Origin of the sequence: Loktanella atrilutea (genome assembly GCF_900128995.1) — a bacterium.
In the GTDB taxonomy this organism is placed as follows: domain Bacteria; phylum Pseudomonadota; class Alphaproteobacteria; order Rhodobacterales; family Rhodobacteraceae; genus Loktanella; species Loktanella atrilutea.
Genome location: NZ_FQUE01000008.1, coordinates 18,865 through 36,382, shown reverse-complemented (window position 1 = coordinate 36,382; position 17,518 = coordinate 18,865). Strand labels below are relative to the sequence as shown.

The 17,518-nt window shown below is 66.9% G+C and carries 18 protein-coding genes; 5 read left to right on the top strand and 13 right to left on the bottom strand.

The window, feature by feature from the left end; genetic code table 11:
- The 3 genes from BUA54_RS15030 to BUA54_RS15020 are packed head-to-tail and all read left to right on the top strand — an operon-like array spanning position 1 to position 2,751.
- Entirely contained in the window at positions 1-756 is a 756-nt protein-coding gene (locus BUA54_RS15030) for a DUF1365 domain-containing protein (protein WP_072858084.1), read from the top strand.
- Positions 753-1,982: an MFS transporter gene (locus tag BUA54_RS15025; protein WP_072858083.1), complete on the top strand. Its 1,230-nt coding sequence runs from the start codon at positions 753-755 to the stop codon at positions 1,980-1,982. The genes BUA54_RS15030 and BUA54_RS15025 overlap by 4 nt, the downstream gene beginning before the upstream one ends.
- A 28-nt stretch (positions 1,983-2,010) precedes the next feature.
- Positions 2,011-2,751, top strand: a complete 741-nt coding sequence (locus BUA54_RS15020; protein WP_072858082.1) for an SDR family NAD(P)-dependent oxidoreductase — start codon at positions 2,011-2,013, stop codon at positions 2,749-2,751.
- On the opposite strand, the gene BUA54_RS15015 is transcribed toward BUA54_RS15020, so the two are convergent.
- The 8 genes from BUA54_RS15015 to BUA54_RS14980 all read right to left on the bottom strand — a co-directional run bounded on the left by BUA54_RS15015 (position 2,748) and on the right by BUA54_RS14980 (position 10,744).
- Complete coding sequence (locus BUA54_RS15015; protein WP_072858081.1) at positions 2,748-3,788, bottom strand: saccharopine dehydrogenase; 1,041 nt, start codon at positions 3,786-3,788, stop codon at positions 2,748-2,750. The two genes, BUA54_RS15020 and BUA54_RS15015, sit on opposite strands and share 4 nt — an antisense overlap.
- A complete protein-coding gene (locus BUA54_RS15010) occupies positions 3,785-4,402 on the bottom strand; it encodes a glutathione S-transferase family protein (protein WP_245810704.1) in 618 nt (205 codons plus the stop codon). Before BUA54_RS15010 ends, BUA54_RS15015 begins: the two co-directional genes overlap by 4 nt.
- Positions 4,403-4,412: 10 nt before the next feature.
- On the bottom strand, positions 4,413-5,057 hold the full coding sequence (locus tag BUA54_RS15005; protein ID WP_072858080.1) for a histidine phosphatase family protein: 645 nt from the start codon (positions 5,055-5,057) through the stop codon (positions 4,413-4,415).
- Between the two features lie 119 nt (positions 5,058-5,176).
- Complete coding sequence (locus tag BUA54_RS15000; protein ID WP_072858079.1) at positions 5,177-6,826, bottom strand: FGGY-family carbohydrate kinase; 1,650 nt, start codon at positions 6,824-6,826, stop codon at positions 5,177-5,179.
- A 17-nt stretch (positions 6,827-6,843) separates the two neighbouring features.
- On the bottom strand, positions 6,844-7,572 hold the full coding sequence (locus tag BUA54_RS14995) for an SDR family oxidoreductase (protein WP_072858078.1): 729 nt from the start codon (positions 7,570-7,572) through the stop codon (positions 6,844-6,846).
- Positions 7,573-7,588: 16 nt separating this feature from the next.
- Complete coding sequence (locus tag BUA54_RS14990; RefSeq protein WP_072858077.1) at positions 7,589-8,845, bottom strand: sugar ABC transporter permease; 1,257 nt, start codon at positions 8,843-8,845, stop codon at positions 7,589-7,591.
- On the bottom strand, positions 8,845-9,648 hold the full coding sequence (locus BUA54_RS14985; protein WP_072858076.1) for an ATP-binding cassette domain-containing protein: 804 nt from the start codon (positions 9,646-9,648) through the stop codon (positions 8,845-8,847). Before BUA54_RS14985 ends, BUA54_RS14990 begins: the two co-directional genes overlap by 1 nt.
- A 55-nt stretch (positions 9,649-9,703) precedes the next feature.
- Positions 9,704-10,744, bottom strand: a complete 1,041-nt coding sequence (locus BUA54_RS14980; protein ID WP_072858075.1) for an ABC transporter substrate-binding protein — start codon at positions 10,742-10,744, stop codon at positions 9,704-9,706.
- 221 nt (positions 10,745-10,965) lie between these two features.
- Between BUA54_RS14980 and BUA54_RS14975 the strand changes: the two genes are divergently transcribed.
- Complete coding sequence (locus BUA54_RS14975) at positions 10,966-11,964, top strand: LacI family DNA-binding transcriptional regulator (RefSeq protein ID WP_072858074.1); 999 nt, start codon at positions 10,966-10,968, stop codon at positions 11,962-11,964.
- A 53-nt stretch (positions 11,965-12,017) separates the two neighbouring features.
- Here BUA54_RS14975 and BUA54_RS14970 read toward each other — a convergent pair whose 3' ends face one another.
- The 5 genes from BUA54_RS14970 to BUA54_RS14950 form a co-directional block, all read right to left on the bottom strand.
- Complete coding sequence (locus BUA54_RS14970) at positions 12,018-12,752, bottom strand: ABC transporter permease (RefSeq protein ID WP_072858073.1); 735 nt, start codon at positions 12,750-12,752, stop codon at positions 12,018-12,020.
- Positions 12,749-13,684 carry an ABC transporter ATP-binding protein gene (locus tag BUA54_RS14965; RefSeq protein ID WP_072858072.1) on the bottom strand — a complete coding sequence of 312 codons (936 nt, stop codon included), beginning with the start codon at positions 13,682-13,684 and terminating at the stop codon, positions 12,749-12,751. The genes BUA54_RS14970 and BUA54_RS14965 overlap by 4 nt, the downstream gene beginning before the upstream one ends.
- Positions 13,681-14,820, bottom strand: a complete 1,140-nt coding sequence (locus BUA54_RS14960) for an ABC transporter permease (RefSeq protein ID WP_245810702.1) — start codon at positions 14,818-14,820, stop codon at positions 13,681-13,683. Before BUA54_RS14960 ends, BUA54_RS14965 begins: the two co-directional genes overlap by 4 nt.
- Positions 14,821-14,864: 44 nt before the next feature.
- Positions 14,865-15,773, bottom strand: a complete 909-nt coding sequence (osmF, locus tag BUA54_RS14955; protein ID WP_072858070.1) for a glycine betaine ABC transporter substrate-binding protein OsmF — start codon at positions 15,771-15,773, stop codon at positions 14,865-14,867.
- A 425-nt stretch (positions 15,774-16,198) separates the two neighbouring features.
- The gene (locus BUA54_RS14950) at positions 16,199-16,645 is read right to left on the bottom strand and encodes a MarR family winged helix-turn-helix transcriptional regulator (RefSeq protein WP_218588286.1); all 447 of its coding nucleotides are present in this window, start codon (positions 16,643-16,645) and stop codon (positions 16,199-16,201) included.
- Positions 16,646-16,731: 86 nt separating this feature from the next.
- Here BUA54_RS14950 and BUA54_RS14945 point away from each other — a divergent pair, with 86 nt between their 5' ends.
- Positions 16,732-17,427: a DUF899 family protein gene (locus BUA54_RS14945; RefSeq protein ID WP_072858068.1), complete on the top strand. Its 696-nt coding sequence runs from the start codon at positions 16,732-16,734 to the stop codon at positions 17,425-17,427.
- Positions 17,428-17,518: the final 91 nt, after the last annotated feature.

Below are 17,518 nucleotides of genomic sequence, written 5' to 3'. Positions count from 1 at the left end.
ATGAGCTCTGGCATCGATCATGTCGCCGGCCAGACCTTTCACGGGCGCAAGGGGGCGGTGAAGAACGCCTTTCGCTATTCCATCGACTACGTGATCTGCGATGCAGAGGCGGCGGTGCGGGGGCCGGCACTGTTCGGCCGAAACCGGCGCGGGGTCATGGCGCTGCACGACCGCGACCACGGCGGGGCCATCAAGGACGGGCGGGGTGCGGAATGGGTGCGGCAGGTGTTGAAGGCGAACGGGGTCGACCTGACCGGAAGGATCGACCTGCTGGCGCAGCCGCGGGTGCTGGGGCATGTGTTCAATCCGGTCAGCTTCTGGCTGATCCATGACGATGCGGGCGTGCTGCGCTGCGTGATTGCAGAGGTGGGCAATACCTTTGGCGACCGTCATTCCTATCTGTGCCGCACGCCGGACCTTGCGCCGATCACCGCGGAAACGCGGCTGACGGCGGAGAAGATATTTCATGTCTCGCCTTTTCAGCCGATTTCAGGCGGATATGTGTTCCGTTTTGACATCACGTCAGAGGCCATCGACATCCGCATCGACTATACCCGGGGTGAAGGCGGTCTGGTCGCGACGCTGAGCGGGGCGCGGCGGCCGCTGACGAACGGGAGGATCATCCGCGCCATCCTGCGGCGGCCCTTCGGGTCGCGGCGGGTGCTGGCGCTGATTCACTGGCAGGCGGTCAAGCTGTGGTGGAAGGGCGCGACGTTCCGGCGCTGGTCCAAGCCGCCGACGGACGAGGTCAGTTGACGCGGCTGCCCGCCTTCGCGCTGTTTGCGGCGATTGTCAACGCGGCCGGGCTGCCGATCTACATCTACGCGCCGAAATACTATGCCGACACCTATGGCGTCAGCCTGACGGCGCTGGGCGCGCTGCTGGCGGCCTTGCGGCTGGTGGACGTGGTGCAGGACCCGGCGCTGGGCTGGGTCAGCGAGCGGCTGGACCGGCGCAAGGCGCTGGCGGTGACGGGGGGCGTCGTGCTGCTGGCGCTGGCGATGCTGGGCCTTTTCGCGGTGCCGCCGCCGGTCGCGCCGTTGTGGTGGTTCGGGATCACGATCACCGCGCTGTTCAGCGCATTTTCCTTCCTGACGATCAACTTCTATGCGCAGGGCATCGCCAAGGCGGGAACGGGCGACGACGGCCACGTCAGGCTGGCGGCCTGGCGCGAGACGGGGGCTTTGCTGGGCATCTGCGCCGCCGCCATCGCGCCGACGCTGCTGATGGGCGCCGTGGCCGCGCCCTTTGCCGTCTTTGCCTGGGGCTTTGCGGTGCTCGCGCTGGTCGCGGCGGTCGTCATGTGGCCGGAGTGGCGGGGCCGGACGGTGGCCGAGGCGACGCCGATCCGCACGATCCTATCGGACGGCATCACGCGCCGGCTGCTGCTGCTGGCGCTGGTGAACGCGACGCCGCTGGCGGTGTCATCGACCCTGTTCCTGTTCTATGTCGACGGTCGCCTGCAGGCGCCGGGGTGGGAGGGGCCACTGCTAGTGCTGTTCTTCCTCGCCGCGGCCTGTTCCTCGCCATTCTGGTCGGCCCTTGCGCGGCGGTTCGGCGCGAAACGGGTGTTGCTGGCGGCGATGGCGCTGGCGGTCGTGTCCTTCGGCTACACCCTGCGGCTGGGGGCGGGGGATCAGGTGGCCTTTGCCATCGTCTGCGTGCTGTCGGGGGCCAGCATCGGGGCCGACCTGACGCTGCTGCCCGCCATGTTCGCGCGGCGGATGGCGGTCGTGTCGCCCAACGGCGGGCAGGGGTTCGGGCTGTGGAGCCTCGTCAACAAGCTGACGCTGGCCTTTGCCGCCGTCGTGCTGCTGCCACTACTGGAACAGGCAGGGTTCGTGTCCGGCGGCGACAGCCCGGCGGGGGCCCTGACGCTGCTGACGTGGCTTTACGCAGGCGTGCCTTGCGGCCTGAAACTGCTGGCAATTGCCCTGTTGTGGGCCACGCCGCTTGAGGAACGCGGGTCCGGGGCTATCTGAAGGGGACCAACCGACAGGAGAGAGCGACGTGGACTGGCAAGGCAAGAGATACTGGATCGTGGGCGCGAGCGAGGGTCTGGGCCGCGCGCTGGCGCACAAGCTGAGCCGCGTCGGCGTCGAGGTCATCGTCTCTGCCCGGTCGGAGGATCGGTTGCGGTCGCTGGTCGCCGAACTGCCGGGCCGGGCGTCATGGGTGACGGTGGACGTGTCGGATCTGGACTCGGTCGAGGCCGCGCGCAAGCAGGTGGGAGAGATCGACGGACTGGTCTATCTGGCGGGCGTCTACTGGCCGATGCGGTCGTCCGAATGGGACAACAGGCAGGCAGAGCAGATGGCGGACGTGAACTACGTCGGTGCCAGCCGGGTGATCGGCAGCGTGATGAAGGATTTCACCGCCCGTGACCGGGGGCACATCGTCGTGACCTCCAGCCTGACGGCGTTCCGGGGGCTGCCGGGGACCATCGGATATACGGCGTCGAAGGCTGCGATCATGTCGCTGGCAGAGTGCATGTACGCAGACCTGCGCAAGACCGGGGTCGATGTGCAGGTCGTCAATCCCGGCTTCGTCAAGACCCAGCTGACCGAGAAGAACGATTTCAACATGCCGTTCATCATGGAGCCCGAGGACGCCGCGACCGAGATATTCGACCACATGAACAACCCGACCCGGTTCAAGAAGAGCTTTCCGGTCATGTTCTCGTGGCTGTTCCGGCTGGGGCAGTTCCTGCCGGACTGGGCCTACTACGGCATCTTTCGCCCCAAGAGCTAGGCCATCGCGCGGCGGAAGATTTCTGCCGCGCGTTCCCAGACGTCCGACTCTGGCGTCGCCAGGTGCGGCAGCAACTGGTCGGCGAAGTCCTGAGAGGATTCGAGCGGCATCAGCGACGGCAGGTTGTCGATGGCGGTGACGTCGAGGACCGGTGAGTCGTGGACCCGCAGGGCGGGGGCGTCCCATGTCGTCACGCGGTCGTAGACCTTGATCGGGGAAAAATCGCTGTCGGGGTCGCAGGCGATGTCGCCGATCACACTCAGGCGGCGGTCGGCGACCTTGGCGCTGGCGGGCACGAAGACGGGCGTGCCGGGACGGGCGAGGATGCAGTTGAAGAACATCTCGTGCTGCAGGATTTCGGGGAACGGCCCGCCGGAGGCGGTTTCGGCCATGTCCCATTTGGTCGTGGCGACCCCCATGTCGCGGCACAGGTCGGCCGCCCCGGTGCCGACGCGCCCCAGCGCCCCGATGATGAGTGCGGTCGGACGCTGCGTGCCGAGCTGCACGAGATCGCCCTGCAGGTCGGCCAGCAGATGCGATTGCGACGGGACGGCGCGGACCGGTCCCATGACCTGACCGCGCTGCTGCGCCATCCAGCACATCAGGCTGACGGCGGCCCCTGCGTAGCCCGCCCAGTAGCCGAAGGCGGCGACGCGGCGGCCGCCTTCCTCTATCAGGTATTCAAGGTCCAGCAGACGCCCGCCGCCCGCCCGGAACCGGTCGAGCAGGACGCGCCCGTCGGGCTGGCCCTTGTAGGCATGGCCGAACATGATGTGCGTGTGGCGCAAGGGCGTGCCGTCGGCGGGCAGTTCCTTGAGGCCGAAGATCAGCGCGTCAAGCGGGGCTTCCGGCCACGACCCTTCCGGCGCGATCTCTGCCCCGGCGGCGGCGTAGTCGGCGGTGGGGACGATGCGCTGCGTGCTGTCCTCGACCGTGACGCGCATGCCCTGCCGGACCAGTTCCGTCACGCCCAGCGGCATGATACCGACGCGCGCCTCGTGATCGCGGGATTCCGCGCGGACCCAAAGGTGTGTCATGCCAGCATCCCCTTGTTGCGCGCGGCCCGGACGGCGTAGCGGTCGTTCATCAGCACCTGATGGGCCGACAGGTTCGGAAACTGCGCAAGGTCGATGTTCAGCCGCGTCGCGAAACCCGTCAGGACGAAAAGCCACGGATCGGCCAGCGTCAGGCCCGTGCCAATGGCGAAGGGGGCGAAGTCGAGGTGTCCTTCGAGGTAGGCCAGCGACGCCGCCATCGTGTGCGGCGCCTTGGCGGACATGTCGGCCCAGGAGGTTTCCAGATCGGCCCAGCGGGCGCCGCGCAGGGCGTGGGCGTAGTTCACATGCAGGGTGGAGGCGAGGTAATACATCGTCTCTCTCATCCGGGCCGCCTGAAAGGGGTCGTCGGGGACGAGGTGCGGGCCATGCACGGCGGCGAGCCAGTCGAGGATCGCACCGGTCTCGGTGATGACGCCGTGCGGGGTTTCCAGCGTCGGCACCCGTCCCTTGGGGTTCAGGGCCAGGTAGGCGGGAGAGGTCTGCTGCGCCGCGCGGAAGTCGACGAGCACCGGCGTGTAGTCCAGTTCCAGCTCCTCCATCACGATGGCGACGACGGGGGCGACGGTCAGGGGATTGTAATGCAGGGTCAGCATGGGTGTGCTTTCAGTAAAAGGTGCGCTGGTCCGCGCGTGCGGCGGTATCGAGGTGCGGTGCACTGTTGTAGCAGGTCACGAGCGGCCCGTGGTCGGTGATCTGGATCCGGTGGACGGAGGTGTTCAGGATCGGCAGGGCGATGCGCGCCATCTGCGGGATGTCGAGGCCGAGGACATCGGAAATCGCCTGCGCGATGATCCCGCCGGAGGAGACGCACAGCACGCGCCGGCCCGGCTGTGCCGCCATGTCCATGACATCCTTCACGCGGGCGCGGAAGTCGTCGTAGTATTCGGCGCCGCCGATCTCTCCTGCCCGCCAGGCGGTCAGGGTGGCGGGGAAATGGGTGACGAAATCCTCGGGGCCGGCGCGGTCGGTGCCGTGGACCGCCTTCATCTCGTGTGTCAGGTCGTAGTAGGCGATCTCGTTCAGACGGTCGTCGGTGGCCGCGTCTGGAAAGCCCATGCCGGCGACGGTTTCCCGCTGGCGCCGCAGGGTACCGGACAGGACGACGTCATAGGGCCGGTCATGGTCGCGCATCCAGTCGCCCAGCCATTTCGCCTGGCTGTGGCCAAGGTCGGACAGGCGGTCGTATTCCGCCTCTGTCGTGGCGGCGGAATTGGCCTGCCCGTGACGGACGAGCGTGATTTCACCCATGGTGCAGCTCCTGTTTGCTGGCTGCCGGGTTAAGGCGTCGGGCCGGGCTTGGCAACGGGGTGCCACCTTGGGATCGTATGGGACGGCCGTGGCGCTGGATGACCGGCGCGGTGACAGGGCTATGCCCTCGGCGGCTCGCCCTGCTGACCCGCGATCCTGCGCGCCACCGACTGAAGCTGCGTGAAGGTGTCGAACCGGGCCTGATGCAGGTCGCGCACGGCCCCGCCCTGCGGCGCGAAACGTGCGGCGAAGGACGACATGCGGGCCATGGCGGCGGGAATGTCGGGATGGACGCCCGCCGCCACGCTGCCGAGGATCGCGGCGCCCAGCAGCACCGGCTCTGCCGTGGCGGGAGAGGTCAGTTCGACCCCGGTGGCATCGGCGAGGATCTGGCGCACCAGCGCGCTGCGACCGGCCCCGCCGCTGATGATGATCCGTGCGACCGGCGCACCGGCGCGGGTCTGCGCGTCGATGATCTGGCGCAGGCCATAGCCGATGCCGCACAGACCCGCGATGTAAAGCGCGACGAGGCTGTCGAGATCGCGCGCCATGCCAAGGCCCGCGATGACGGCACGCGTGTCCGGTTCGGCAAAGGGCGCGCGGTTGCCGAGGAATTCCGGCACGACATGGATGCGGCCCGCAAGCTGGGCGGCATCCTGCGACCCGGCCAGCGTCTTCTCTGCCTGCCGTGCCAGAAAGGCGGGGAGGGACAGGCCGGCCGCATCGGCCATGGCCGACGCCTCGGGTGCCATCGGGTGGTGAAGAAGCAGTTGTTCTATGGCGGCACCGGCGGCGGACTGGCCGCCCTCGTTCAGCCAGAGACCCGGCACCATCGCCGAATGATAGGGCCCCCAGACGCCGGGCACGAAGACGGGCGCGGTTGTGCTGGTCATGGTGCAGGACGAAGTGCCGAAGACATAGGCCATGTTGGCGGTGGCCCCGCCGCCGCCTGCGGCACCGACGGACCCGATGCCGCCCGCATGGGCGTCGATCAGGCCCGCGCCGACAGGTGTTCCCGCCGGCAGTCCAAGGTCATCTGCAGCCGCCGCCGTCAGGCCGCTCGCGAGGGCCGTGCCGGCGGGCACGATCCGCGTTCCGATGCGGCGAAACCCGTCCTCCGCCAGGTCCGCCAGCCCGACGGTCCGGAAATAGTCGGCGTCCCAGCGATCCTCGTGCGCCAGATAGGTCCACTTGCACGTGACCGTGCAGACCGAACGGGCCAGATCGCCGGTGGCCCGCCACGTCAGGTAGTCGGTCAGATCCATGAACTGCCATGCGGCGGCGTAGATGTCGGGGCGGTTTTCCTTCAGCCAGAGAAGCTTCGGCGTTTCCATCTCTGGCGAGATGCGGCCGCCGACGTAATCGAGGACGCGGTGGCCTGTGGCATTGATGCGCTCGGCCTGTTCAAGCGCGCGGTGATCCATCCAGACCATGATGTTCCGTTCCGGGTGAGAGGGATCGCCCACCGGCAGTGGCACCCCGTTCGAGCCGAGGACGACCAGCGAGCAGGTGGCGTCGAAGCCGATCCCGCGGATGTCGCCCGGCGCGATACCGGCCTTGGCGACGGCACCGCGGACAGCCTGTGCGACGGCCTGCCAGATGTCCTCGCTTGATTGCTCGACGCAGTCGCCGTCACGGTGCAGGACAATGGCGTGGCTGTCGGTGCCGACGAGGGTTCCGTCGGTCGCGATGACGCCCGCGCGTGCGCTGCCGGTGCCGACATCGACGCCGAGCAGGTAGCCGTCGGTCTTGTCCGTTTGCTGAGTCATGCCGGTCCCCCGTCCCGTCACAGGTCGACGCTGTTGGGCAGGATGACCATGTCGCGGATCACCACGCCGCGGGGGCGGGTCAGCATGAACAGAACGGCCTCTGCCACCTCTCGCGGTTGCATCAGCGATCCGTTGGCCAGCGCCTCCTCCATCTTCTCCTTCGGCCAGTCGTCCAGCAAGGCCGTGACGACTGGCCCCGGGAGGACGGCACCCATGCGGATGCCGTATTGGGATACCTGTCGGCGTGTCGCGTGCAGAAAGGCCTGCACGGCGAATTTGGAGGCGGTGTAGATCGGCTCCCACACCACGGGGACCACGCCGGCGACGGAACTGGTGAAGATCACGTCACCGCTCTTGCGGTCGATCATGCCGGGCAGCACCGCCTGCACGCTGCGGAAGGCGGCGTTAATGTTCAGGTTCAGCATCCGGTCCCAGACGTCCGGGTCGCCCTCTGCCGCCGGACCGCCGACGTAAGCCCCGGCATTGGCATGGAAGATGTCGAGCGGGCCGACGAGCGCCTCGATCTTCGGGACCATGCCGCTGACCTGTGGCCCGTCGAGTAGGTCGATCACCAAGGGTTTGGCATTGTCGCCCAACTCTTCGCACAGGGCGTGAAGGCGGTCGGCGGCGCGGTCGATCAGGACGACCTGCGCGCCTTCCTCGATCAGGATGCGGGCGCATTCCAGCCCGATCCCCGATGCCGCGCCGGTGATGGCAGCGGTCTTGTTGTCCATGCGGTTCGTCATTTTCTTATCCTGTGATTTACGCGCGGCCGTGGCTGGCGCGGGACCGGCGGGCAAGGCTGTCGACGATGACGGCGACGGCAAGGACACCCCCCGTGATCATGTAGCGCAGCGAGGACGACAGGTTCAGCAGCGTCAACCCGTTCGAGATCGCCATGATGACGAGCACGCCGAGCAGCGCCGACCACGCCGACCCGCGCCCGCCGAAAAGCGAGGTGCCGCCGATCACCGCCGCGGCGATGGCGTTCAGGTTCACGTCGCCGGATCCGGCCTGCTGGCTGGCCGAGGCGAGGCGGGCAGCGGCGAAGACACCGCCCAGCGCCGCGAAGGTCGAACAGACCATGAAGGCGGACATGCGGATGCGCTGCACATTGATGCCGGACCGGCGCGCGGCTTCGGCGTTGCCGCCGACGGCGAACATTGACCGGCCCCACTGGGTGCGCACCAGCGCGTAATCCAATAGCACGACGAACATTACGAAGACGCCGAACATCCACGGCACGCCGCGGCTGAGCTCGAGGTAGTAGACCGCGAAGACGAGGCCGAGGGTGAGGACGGCCGCCTTGGCGATAGCGATGCTAATCCCGGGCGAGGACAGGTTCGCCGCCGTGCGCTGCGCATTGGTGCGGACCGCCCCGATGACAATTAGCACGCCCGGCAGGATGGCGACCAGATACGACAGCCACGCCGGCATGATCAGGATCTGTCCGAAGCGGACTAGCGGCGAGCTGAAGGGCAGGTTGATCGACCCCGTGGGCCCGAGGATGTAGAGTTGCAGGCCGAGAAGCGCCAGCAGGCCGGAGAGCGTCGCCACGAAGCTTGGCATCTCGAACTTGTTGCGCAGGACGCCGTAGACCACGCCGACAAGCGCGCCCATGGCGAGCGATCCGGCGATGGCCACGGCCAGCGGCAGGCCCGTGTTGATCCAGAGCACGCCGATGATGGCGGAGGACAGACCGCTCATTGAACCGATGGACAGATCGATCTCTCCCAGCAGCAGGACGCAGACCACGCCGAGGGCGATGAACCCGACGGCGGCGGCATCGAAGAGCACGTTGACGAGGTTGGCCGGGGCGAGGAAGACGGGGTTCAGCAGGCTGAACACGACCGAGATCAGCACGAGGCCGACGACGACCGGCAGCATTCCCAGATCGCCGGAACTGACCCGATCGACGAAGCCGCGCAGGGCCCCGGACAGCCCCGTGTCGTGGCGGACGCGACTGTCGCCCTGATCGAGCCGTGCACCTGTTGCCTTGGTTTGCATGTCCTGTGCCATCAGCCCTGATCCACTTCCTCGAGTTTGCGTGCGGCGCGGCGCGAGACGGCGTTCTCGTTCGCCCCGGTGATCGCCGCGACCAGTTCCTGATGCGAGGTCTCGGCGGTATAGACGCCGTTGTTCTTGCCCAGCCGCAGCACCACGATACGGTCGGCGACGGCGCGGACGTCTTCCATGTTGTGCGAGATCAGGATCACCCCGTGACCGCGTGCGCGGACCCGTTCGATCAGGTTCAGCACCTCGGCGGTCTGGGCGACCCCAAGGGCGGCGGTCGGTTCGTCCAGCATGATGATCTGCGGTTCCAGCAGCAGCGACCGCGCGATGGCGACGGTCTGGCGCTGGCCGCCGGACAGGGACGCGATGGGTTCGCGCACCGAGGGGATGCGGGCGGCGAGTTCCTGCAGCAGGGTCCAGGCGCGGACCTCCATCTGCACCTCGTCCATCCGCCAGGGCGAAATCTCGTGCCCGAGAAAGAGGTTGGCGACGACATCGAGGTTCTCGCACAGGGCCAGATCCTGAAAGACCGTGGCGATGCCAAGCTCCAGCGCCTTGCCGGGGGTGTCGAGGGTGACGGCCTTGCCCTGCACCTCGATCGTGCCCGAGGTGGGCTGGTGCACGCCGGCCAGCACCTTGACCAGCGTCGACTTGCCGGCCCCGTTGTCGCCGACGAGGGCCACGACCTCGCCCGCGTGGACATCGAGGTCGATGTCTTCCAGCGCCGTCACGGCGCCGAATTTCTTGCCCACGCCCCGCAGGCGCAGGATCAGTTCGCCGGGCGCATGCGCGGCAGATGCCTGTTCCATGATGTCCCCTCCCAAGGAAGGGGTGCGGCGCGCCTTGCGCCGCACCCGTCGATGTTTACTGCATGATGCCCATGGTCTTGCAGGGCTCTGCGTATTCGCCGGTGCAGACCTCCTCGGGGGTCTGGATGCCCTTGTCGAAGATCTCGGCCTTGATGTTTTCCTGCGTCACGACCGCCGGCACGAAAAGCTGCGAGGGGGTGTCGTAGAGGGTGGTCGAAGCCTCGGGCGTGCCGCCGTCCAGCAGGGTCTTGGCGACCTTGGCCGCGGCCTCCGCCACGATTTCCGAGGGTTTGGAGATCGTGTTGTACTGGTCGCCCGCGATGATCAGCTGCAGCGCCGCGATGGTCGCGTCGTTGCCGGTGACCGGGGGCAGGGGGTCGACGCCCGCGGCCTTCAGCGCGGCGATGGCACCACCGCCGGTGCCGTCGTTGGCGGCCACGATGCCCTTGATGTCGGCGCCGAAGCGCGTGATCTGGCCGGCGGCCCATTCCTGCGCCTTGGGCGGTGCCCAGTCCGGCGTGTCGTATTCGGACAAGGTCTTGTAGACCGATCCGTCCAGCGCCCGGTCGATGCCGTCGCGGATCAGACCGGCGGCCGCGTCGGTGGGCGATCCGTTGATCTGCAGAACGCCCGCGCCGTCCGCCACGCCGTCCGCCTTCAGCTTGTCGACCAGCGACTGGGCGATGGCGTACCCGATGCCCTCGTTGTCGAAGGACACGTAGAAGTCAGCGGGCGAATCCGGGATTGGGCGGTCGTAGGCGATGACCTTCACGTCCTGGCTGTGGGCGATTTCCACCAGCGCCGCGGCGGCTGCCGAATCGACCGGGTCGAGCACGACGACCTTGGCCCCCTGCGCGATGACCGAGTTGAACTGCTGCTGCTGCAGCGCCACGTCGCCGTTGGCGTTCTGGTAGACGAGCTGGCAGTCGGGGCATTCGGTCTTCATCGCGTCCTGGAAGCCCGGCCAGTCATGCTCCTCGTAGCGGGTCGACGCCTGATCGGGCATCAGGAATGCGACGGTCTGCGCTGCAGCCCCGGTGGCGCAGAAAGCCACGGCCAGCGCCGAAGCGGCCGTCAATGTCATTGAAGTCTTCATGAGATATCTCCTCCGATCCCAGTTTTCACATCGCTGCGGCACAGGATCGCGGCGCTGGCGTCCGGTCATGCGACCGGGCGGCCATCAACGATATCCTTGGCATCCTCCCAACGGATCGCTCCGCGATGTCGTCGATTGATTCGTTGCACAATCGATTGTGCAAACTTGCTGCATCGATTGAACTCGGTCAAGATATCTTTCGGGATGATTGAGGAGGCAGGATGCGCAACGACGCGAAGCGGACGACGATCTACGACATCGCGGCGTTGGCGGGGGCGTCGCCCAGTGCCGTCAGCGCCGTCCTGAACGGGTCATGGCAAAAGCGCAGGCTCAGCCGGTCGCTCGCCGACCGCGTGCTGCGCATTGCAGAGCAGGAGGGTTATGCGGTCAATGCACAGGCCAGCCTGCTGCGGCGCGAGCGGTCGCACATCATCGGGATGATCGTGCCAAAATACGACAACCGCTACTTCGGTCACATCGCGGAAGAGTTCGAGGCGATGGCGCGGGACCGCAACCTGTTTCCCGTCGTGACCTGCACCCAGCGCGATCCGGAGCTGGAGTTCGAGGCCGCGAAGGAGCTGGTGTCCTATCAGGCGGAATGCCTCATCTCGACCGGGGCGACGGACCCCGACCGCATTTCTGCCTTCTGCAAGGCATCAGGCGTGCAGTCGATCAACCTCGATCTGCCGGGAACGCTGGCGCCGTCGGTCATTTCCGACAACCACGCGGCGGCGCGGGACCTGACCCATCTGATCATGGACCGCTGCGCCAGCGATCTGGGCTGGGCCGGGCCGCTGCGCTTCGTCGGCGGACGGCGGGAGGATCACAACACCTCTGCCCGGATCGCCGGGTTCGAGGCGGCGCATGCCGACCGCGGGATCGCGATCCCGGAGGATCATATCATGGCCCGGGGCTATTCCGCGCAGACGGCGCGATCACTGCTCGACGATTTCGCGCCGGAGGGTCCGACGGGCCTGTTCGTCAACTCGACGATCTCTCTCGAAGGGGTGGTGCAATGGCATGCGGGCCTTGGCGCGGCCCGAAGCCGGGTCCGGTACGGGTGTTTCGATTTCGATCCCTTTGGATCGTTCCTGCCGGGGAATGTCGGGATGGTGGAACAGGATGTCGGCAAGATGCTGGAAACGGCATTCGCACTGGTCGGAGAAAGAGCGGCGAACATGGAAACCATCCGCGTTCCCTGCCGCCTGCTGCCCTTTTGACAGGGGGCCGGGAGGCGCGACCGCGATGGAAATGGTGACGGGTCGGCCCGGCCCTACTGGCCCGTCCGCCGTGCGCAGTAGGCTTCCAGTCGGACGAGGGCGTCGTAGATGATGACGGCGAACAGCCCGACGATCAGGCCGCCCTGAATCACGAAGGCGGTGTTGTTCGTCAGCAGGCCGGCGATGATGACCTCGCCCAATGTCCGGGCGGCCACGGTCGACCCGATCGTTGCGGTGCCGAGGGCGATGACGATGGACAGCCGGATCCCGGTCAGGATCACCGGCAGCGCCAGCGGCAGTTCGACCCGCAGCAGCAACTGCCAGCGGTTCAGCCCGATACCGCGCGCCGCGTCCATGGTCGCGGGCGGCAGGGTCGACAGACCCGTCATCGCATTCTCGAAGATCGGCAGCAGGCCATAGAGGAAAAGCGCCACCAGCGTCGGACCCGCGCCGAAACCGAGAATCGGGACGGCCAGCGCCAGAACGGCCACGGGCGGAAAGGTCTGCCCCATGTTCGTGATCGTCCGCGACAGCGGCCGGAAGGGGGCGCCGAGCGGCCGCGTCACGAGGATCGCCAGCGTCACCGCCACCACCGTCGCCAGGCCGGAGGCCCCCGCGACCAGACCCAGATGGCTGAGCGACAGCGACAGCAGCGAGGCACGTTCGTAGATGACCGGCCCGCCCGTCGGTGCGAAGGGCGCCAGCACCGCGTAGAACCATTCCGGGCGAAGCACCAGAGCGACGAGAAGCAGCACCATGCCACCGCGCAGGATCTGCCCCGCCTTCACGGATGCACGCGCGCCCGGGCGCGGATCGCATCGAACGTGACGCGTCCGATCACCGCGCCGTCCTGTTCCACGGGGACCGCATCGCGCCCCGTCCACAGGCAGGCGGACAGCGCGTCGCGCAGGCTTGCGTCGACCGGCAGTGCCTCGCCCTCGGCGGCGCCGTCCTCCACCAGTTCGGACAGCGTCGCCAGTGACAGAAGGCGCAGTGGACGCTCTACCCGGCCCACCATGTCGGCGACGAAGTCGGTGACCGGGCGTGCGATGATCTCTGCCGGTGCGCCATATTGCACGAGGCGCCCCGCATCCATCACGGCCACCCGGTCGCCAAGGCGGATCGCTTCCTCCATGTCGTGGGTGACCAGCATGATCGTCGACCCCAGCCGCCGCTGGATCCGGCGCAGGTCGTCCTGCGCACGGGCGCGGATCACGGGGTCGAGTGCGCCGAAGGGTTCGTCCATCAGCAGAAGATCGGGGCGTGACGCCAGCGCGCGGGCCACGCCGACGCGCTGCTGCTGTCCGCCGGACAGTTCCGCCGGATAGCGGTCGCGGAACTGCGCGGGGTCCATCGAGAACAGCGTCAGCAACTGGTCGACGCGCTCTGCGATCTGCTGTGCCGGCCATTTCAGCAGGGCCGGCACCGCGCCGATGTTGCGCGCCACGGTATAGTGCGGAAAGAGACCATGACCCTGAATGGCGTATCCGATCCGCCGCCGCAGGATGTGCGGCGAGACCGCCTGCGTGGACTCTCCGTTGATCCGCACGCTGCCGGAGGTCGGCTCTTCCAGCCGGTTGATCATCCGCAGCAAGGTCGTCTTGCCGGACCCGGAGGTGCCGACGATGACCGTGATGGTGCCCGTATCGACCGTCATCGTGACATCGTCGACGGCGGGCAGACCGTCATAGAGCTTGGTGATCCCGTCGATCTCGATCATGGCGCGGGCTCCGGTGTCTTGCGGGTCAGATCGACGAGGATATCCATGACGATGGCGGCCACGAGGGCGAGAAGGACCGTCGGCAGGGCGCCCAGCAGGATAAGGTCCGTCGCCGTCTGGTTCAGGCCCTGGAACACGAAGGTGCCGTAGCCGCCGCCGCCGATCAGCCCTGCGATGACCGCAAGGCCGATGTTCTGGACCAGCACGATGCGCAGGCCCGTCAGGATGACAGGCAGCCCCAGAGGCAGTTCGACCCGCCGCAGGCGCTGCACCGGCGTCATGCCCATGCCGCGGGCTGCCTCCAGCGCTGCAGGGGGGGCTGCGCCCAGACCGGCAACCGTATTGGCCACGACCGGCAGCAGGGCATAGAGCACCAGCGCGATGAAAGCCGGCGCGAAGCCGATCCCGGCAATTCCGATGGCCTGCGCCCCCGGCACCGTATGGCCCACCCAGCCCAGAATCGGGATCATCAGGCCGAACATCGCGAGCGAGGGAATTGTCTGCAGAAAGCTGAGGACCGGCAGCACGCCGTCCCGCAGGCGGCCGTTGCGATGGCAGAGGATCCCGACGGGAAATCCGATGACGGCAGCGGCAGCCAGTGATCCGAAGGCAAGGCCAAGGTGCTGCAGCGTCGCGCGGACAAAGGCCTGCTGACGGACCGCAAATTCCTTCATCACGGACAGGTCGGACAGGACGCCTGACCAGAAAACCAGTGCGAGCGTCGCGAGTACCACGACCAGCAAGGCCGCTCTGGCGAGCGGGCCCGGTGACAGGGCCGATATGGCGTCCGCCATCAGCAGGGCAAGGATCGTCAGCAGGCACCAGAACCCGACGTCGGGCGACACGCGCGCATAGGTGCCGGCGTCTGTCAGCAGCGCCTCTGCCCCGGCCATCAGCAGCCAGACCAGCCCGGCGAGACCAGTCGCGGCCCCCGCAAGCCGCAAGCGGGGTCGGGCGCCCCAAAGGCCCAGCAAAAGGCCCGTGACGATGCAAAGAAGCCCCGGGACGGTCGCCCCGGGGCTGGCAAGACGCCACGCCGCGACACCGTCGCCCGCGACGATCCGGTTGGCCGCCAGCGTCATGAACGGCGTGGTCAGGGCTGCGAGCCCGAGGATCGCGAAGAGTACCCCGGGCATCGACAGTGGTCCGGCGGATGTCCTTGCAGACATCGCGGTGCCGATCAGTTCAGCACGCCCGTCGTCGTCAGGTAGTCGCGGGCCACGGCCTCTGCCGGTTCACCGCCGACCTGGATGCGGCCGTTGAGGTCCTGCAGCGTCTTCATGTCCAGCCCGCCGAAGATCGGGTTGAGGACGTCTGCGATGGCCGGATATTCGGTCAGCACCTCGGCCCGGACGATGGGGGTCGGCTCGTAGACCGGCTGCACGCCCTTGTCGTCCTCCATCACCACGAGGCCCGTCGCACCCACACCGCCGTCGGTCCCATAGACCATCGCGGCGTTCACGCCAGAGGTGCCGCGCGCCGCGGCCTGGATCGTCGCGGCGGTGTCACCGCCCGACAGGATGACCGTCTGGTCGGGCGAAAGGGTGAAGCCATAGGTCGTCTGCATGGCGGGCAGCACGGCGGGCGAGGACACGAATTCCGTCGAGGCTGCAAGCTTCACCTCGCCGCCACCGGCGACCCAGGCGCCGAAGTCCGACATCGTCGACAGGTCGTTGTCTTCTGCCAAGGGGCCGGTCACGGCAATCGCCCAAGTGTTGTTGGCCGGCGCGGAGTCGAGCCACGTGACGTCGTTCTGTGCAGCATCGAGTTCCGCCGCACGGTCATGCGCGGCCTCGGCGTTCTTCCAGACATCGCTGTCCGCTTCGTTGAAGAAGAAGGCCGCGTTGCCGGTGTATTCGGGGTAGATGTCGATCTGGTCCGACAGAAGCGCCTCGCGCACCACCTGCGTGCCGCCCAGCTGCAGTCGCCGCTCGACCGGCAGGCCCGCGTTTTCGAGGGCCAGGGCAATGATGTTGCCCAGCAATCCGCCTTCCGTGTCGATCTTGGAGGAGACTGTGATATCGGCCTGTGCCGTCGTGGCCAGAATGGCCGAGGCGCTGACGGCGGCGAGAAGATGACGAATATTCATGAGGGGTATGGCTCCTTACAGCGATGGCACCGACGACGTTGAAACTGGCTTGCTGCAGGCAACTAGCGCAACAGGCCGTCCCGCCAAGGCGCTTCTTCCGAAAACGATTGTGCGGGTCTGCGAGGTCGACCGGAAGAGGGTCAGGGCAAAAACGTTGGGTGTGTCCGCAAACCGTGCTGATCAGATATGCGGATCTTGGCGACATGCGCGACGAGGTCGGATTGGAGCCTTCTTTTTCGAAAGCTATTCCGCGGACATATGCGAGCGGAAAAAACTTGCTCTACGCATACGCACTGGACTGGACCTTCCCGAACTCAGCCAGCAGGGTCCGTGATCTCTATCAGGCGTTTGCGGCAAAGACGTGCGTGTTGGAGCTTGCTGCGGTCAGTTAGGAACTTCGAAACCACATATGCTCCGGATGATGGTCACGTCCCGCGTGCCGGTTTCGCAGCGGTCGCCGCCGTGAGCGCAGTCAGATCGCTGCGAAGGCGATCGGCGTCGGTCTCGAGCTCGGTCTCGATCGCCTCGTGGGTCGTGTTCCAGATCGGAATGGCCCGTTCCAGCAGCGCGAGGCCGTCGGCGGTCAGGGTCAATCGACGGGCGCGGCGGTCCTCTGGATCAGGGGTTATCGCAAGCAAGCCACGCCGTTCCAGCGGCTTGAGGTTCGCCGTCAACGTCGTGCGGTCCATTGCGAGAAGCTGTGCGACTGACCCCAGCGTCGGCGGTTCGGGCCGGTTCAACGAGATCAGCAGAGAGAATTGGCCGTTTCTGAGGTCTACCGGCCGCAAGGCCTCGTCGAATCTGCGGGCGATGGCGCGGGCGGCACGCTGCGTGTGAAGGCATAGGCACGTGTCGCGGACCCGCAAGGTCATGCCGAAAGTGGCTTGGACGGGAACAATATTTGACATCAGGTGATATACGTTGATATCAACAATATTGTCAACGGAAGGAAGATTCGATGGCGACTGACCCCTTGAAACCTGCGAAAGATCTGGCCCGCGCGGCGCCGGCGCAATGGCCGGGTGAAAGCACAGCGTATCGCGCGGCACGCACTGCGCTACTGGCCGAAGAAATCGAGTTGCGGCGTCATATCCAGCGCGTCGCCGCACAGCGGCGCGCCTTGCCGCCCGGCGCTGAAATCACCCAGGATTATCTCTTCGAGAGCGAGGACGGACCCGTCAAGCTGAGCGGCATGTTCGGTGATCACGACACGCTGATCCTTTACTCGATGATGTATGGCCCGGACCGCAAGCAGGGCTGTCCGATGTGTTCAGCCCAACTTGATGCGTGGGACGGCGAGGCCCGGCACATCAAGAAGCGCGTTGCACTTGGCGTCGTCGCCCGTTCGCCGATCTCGCGCATCCTCGCCTACGCCAAGGACCGCGGCTGGACCGGGCTGACCTTCTATTCCGACCCATCGGGTGATTACACGGCGGATTACGTCGGTGAGCGTGACGCCGACGCGCCCGCCTACACGGTGTTTCAGAAAAAGAACGGCACTGTCCGCCATTTCTACAGCGCCGAGGGTGGTATGGAAATCGCCGACCCCGGCCAGGACCCCCACAACGCACCCGACATGAACCCGCTTTGGATCCTCCTCGACACGACACCCGAAGGACGCGGCGAGAACTGGTATCCGAAGCTCGACGACTGACGAGGCGCCAAGTCACAAGCTGCATGCAAGAGCGGAATCGCTCCAACCGCTGCAACAGGAGTTGATCCGGTCACACATATCCGACCACCTC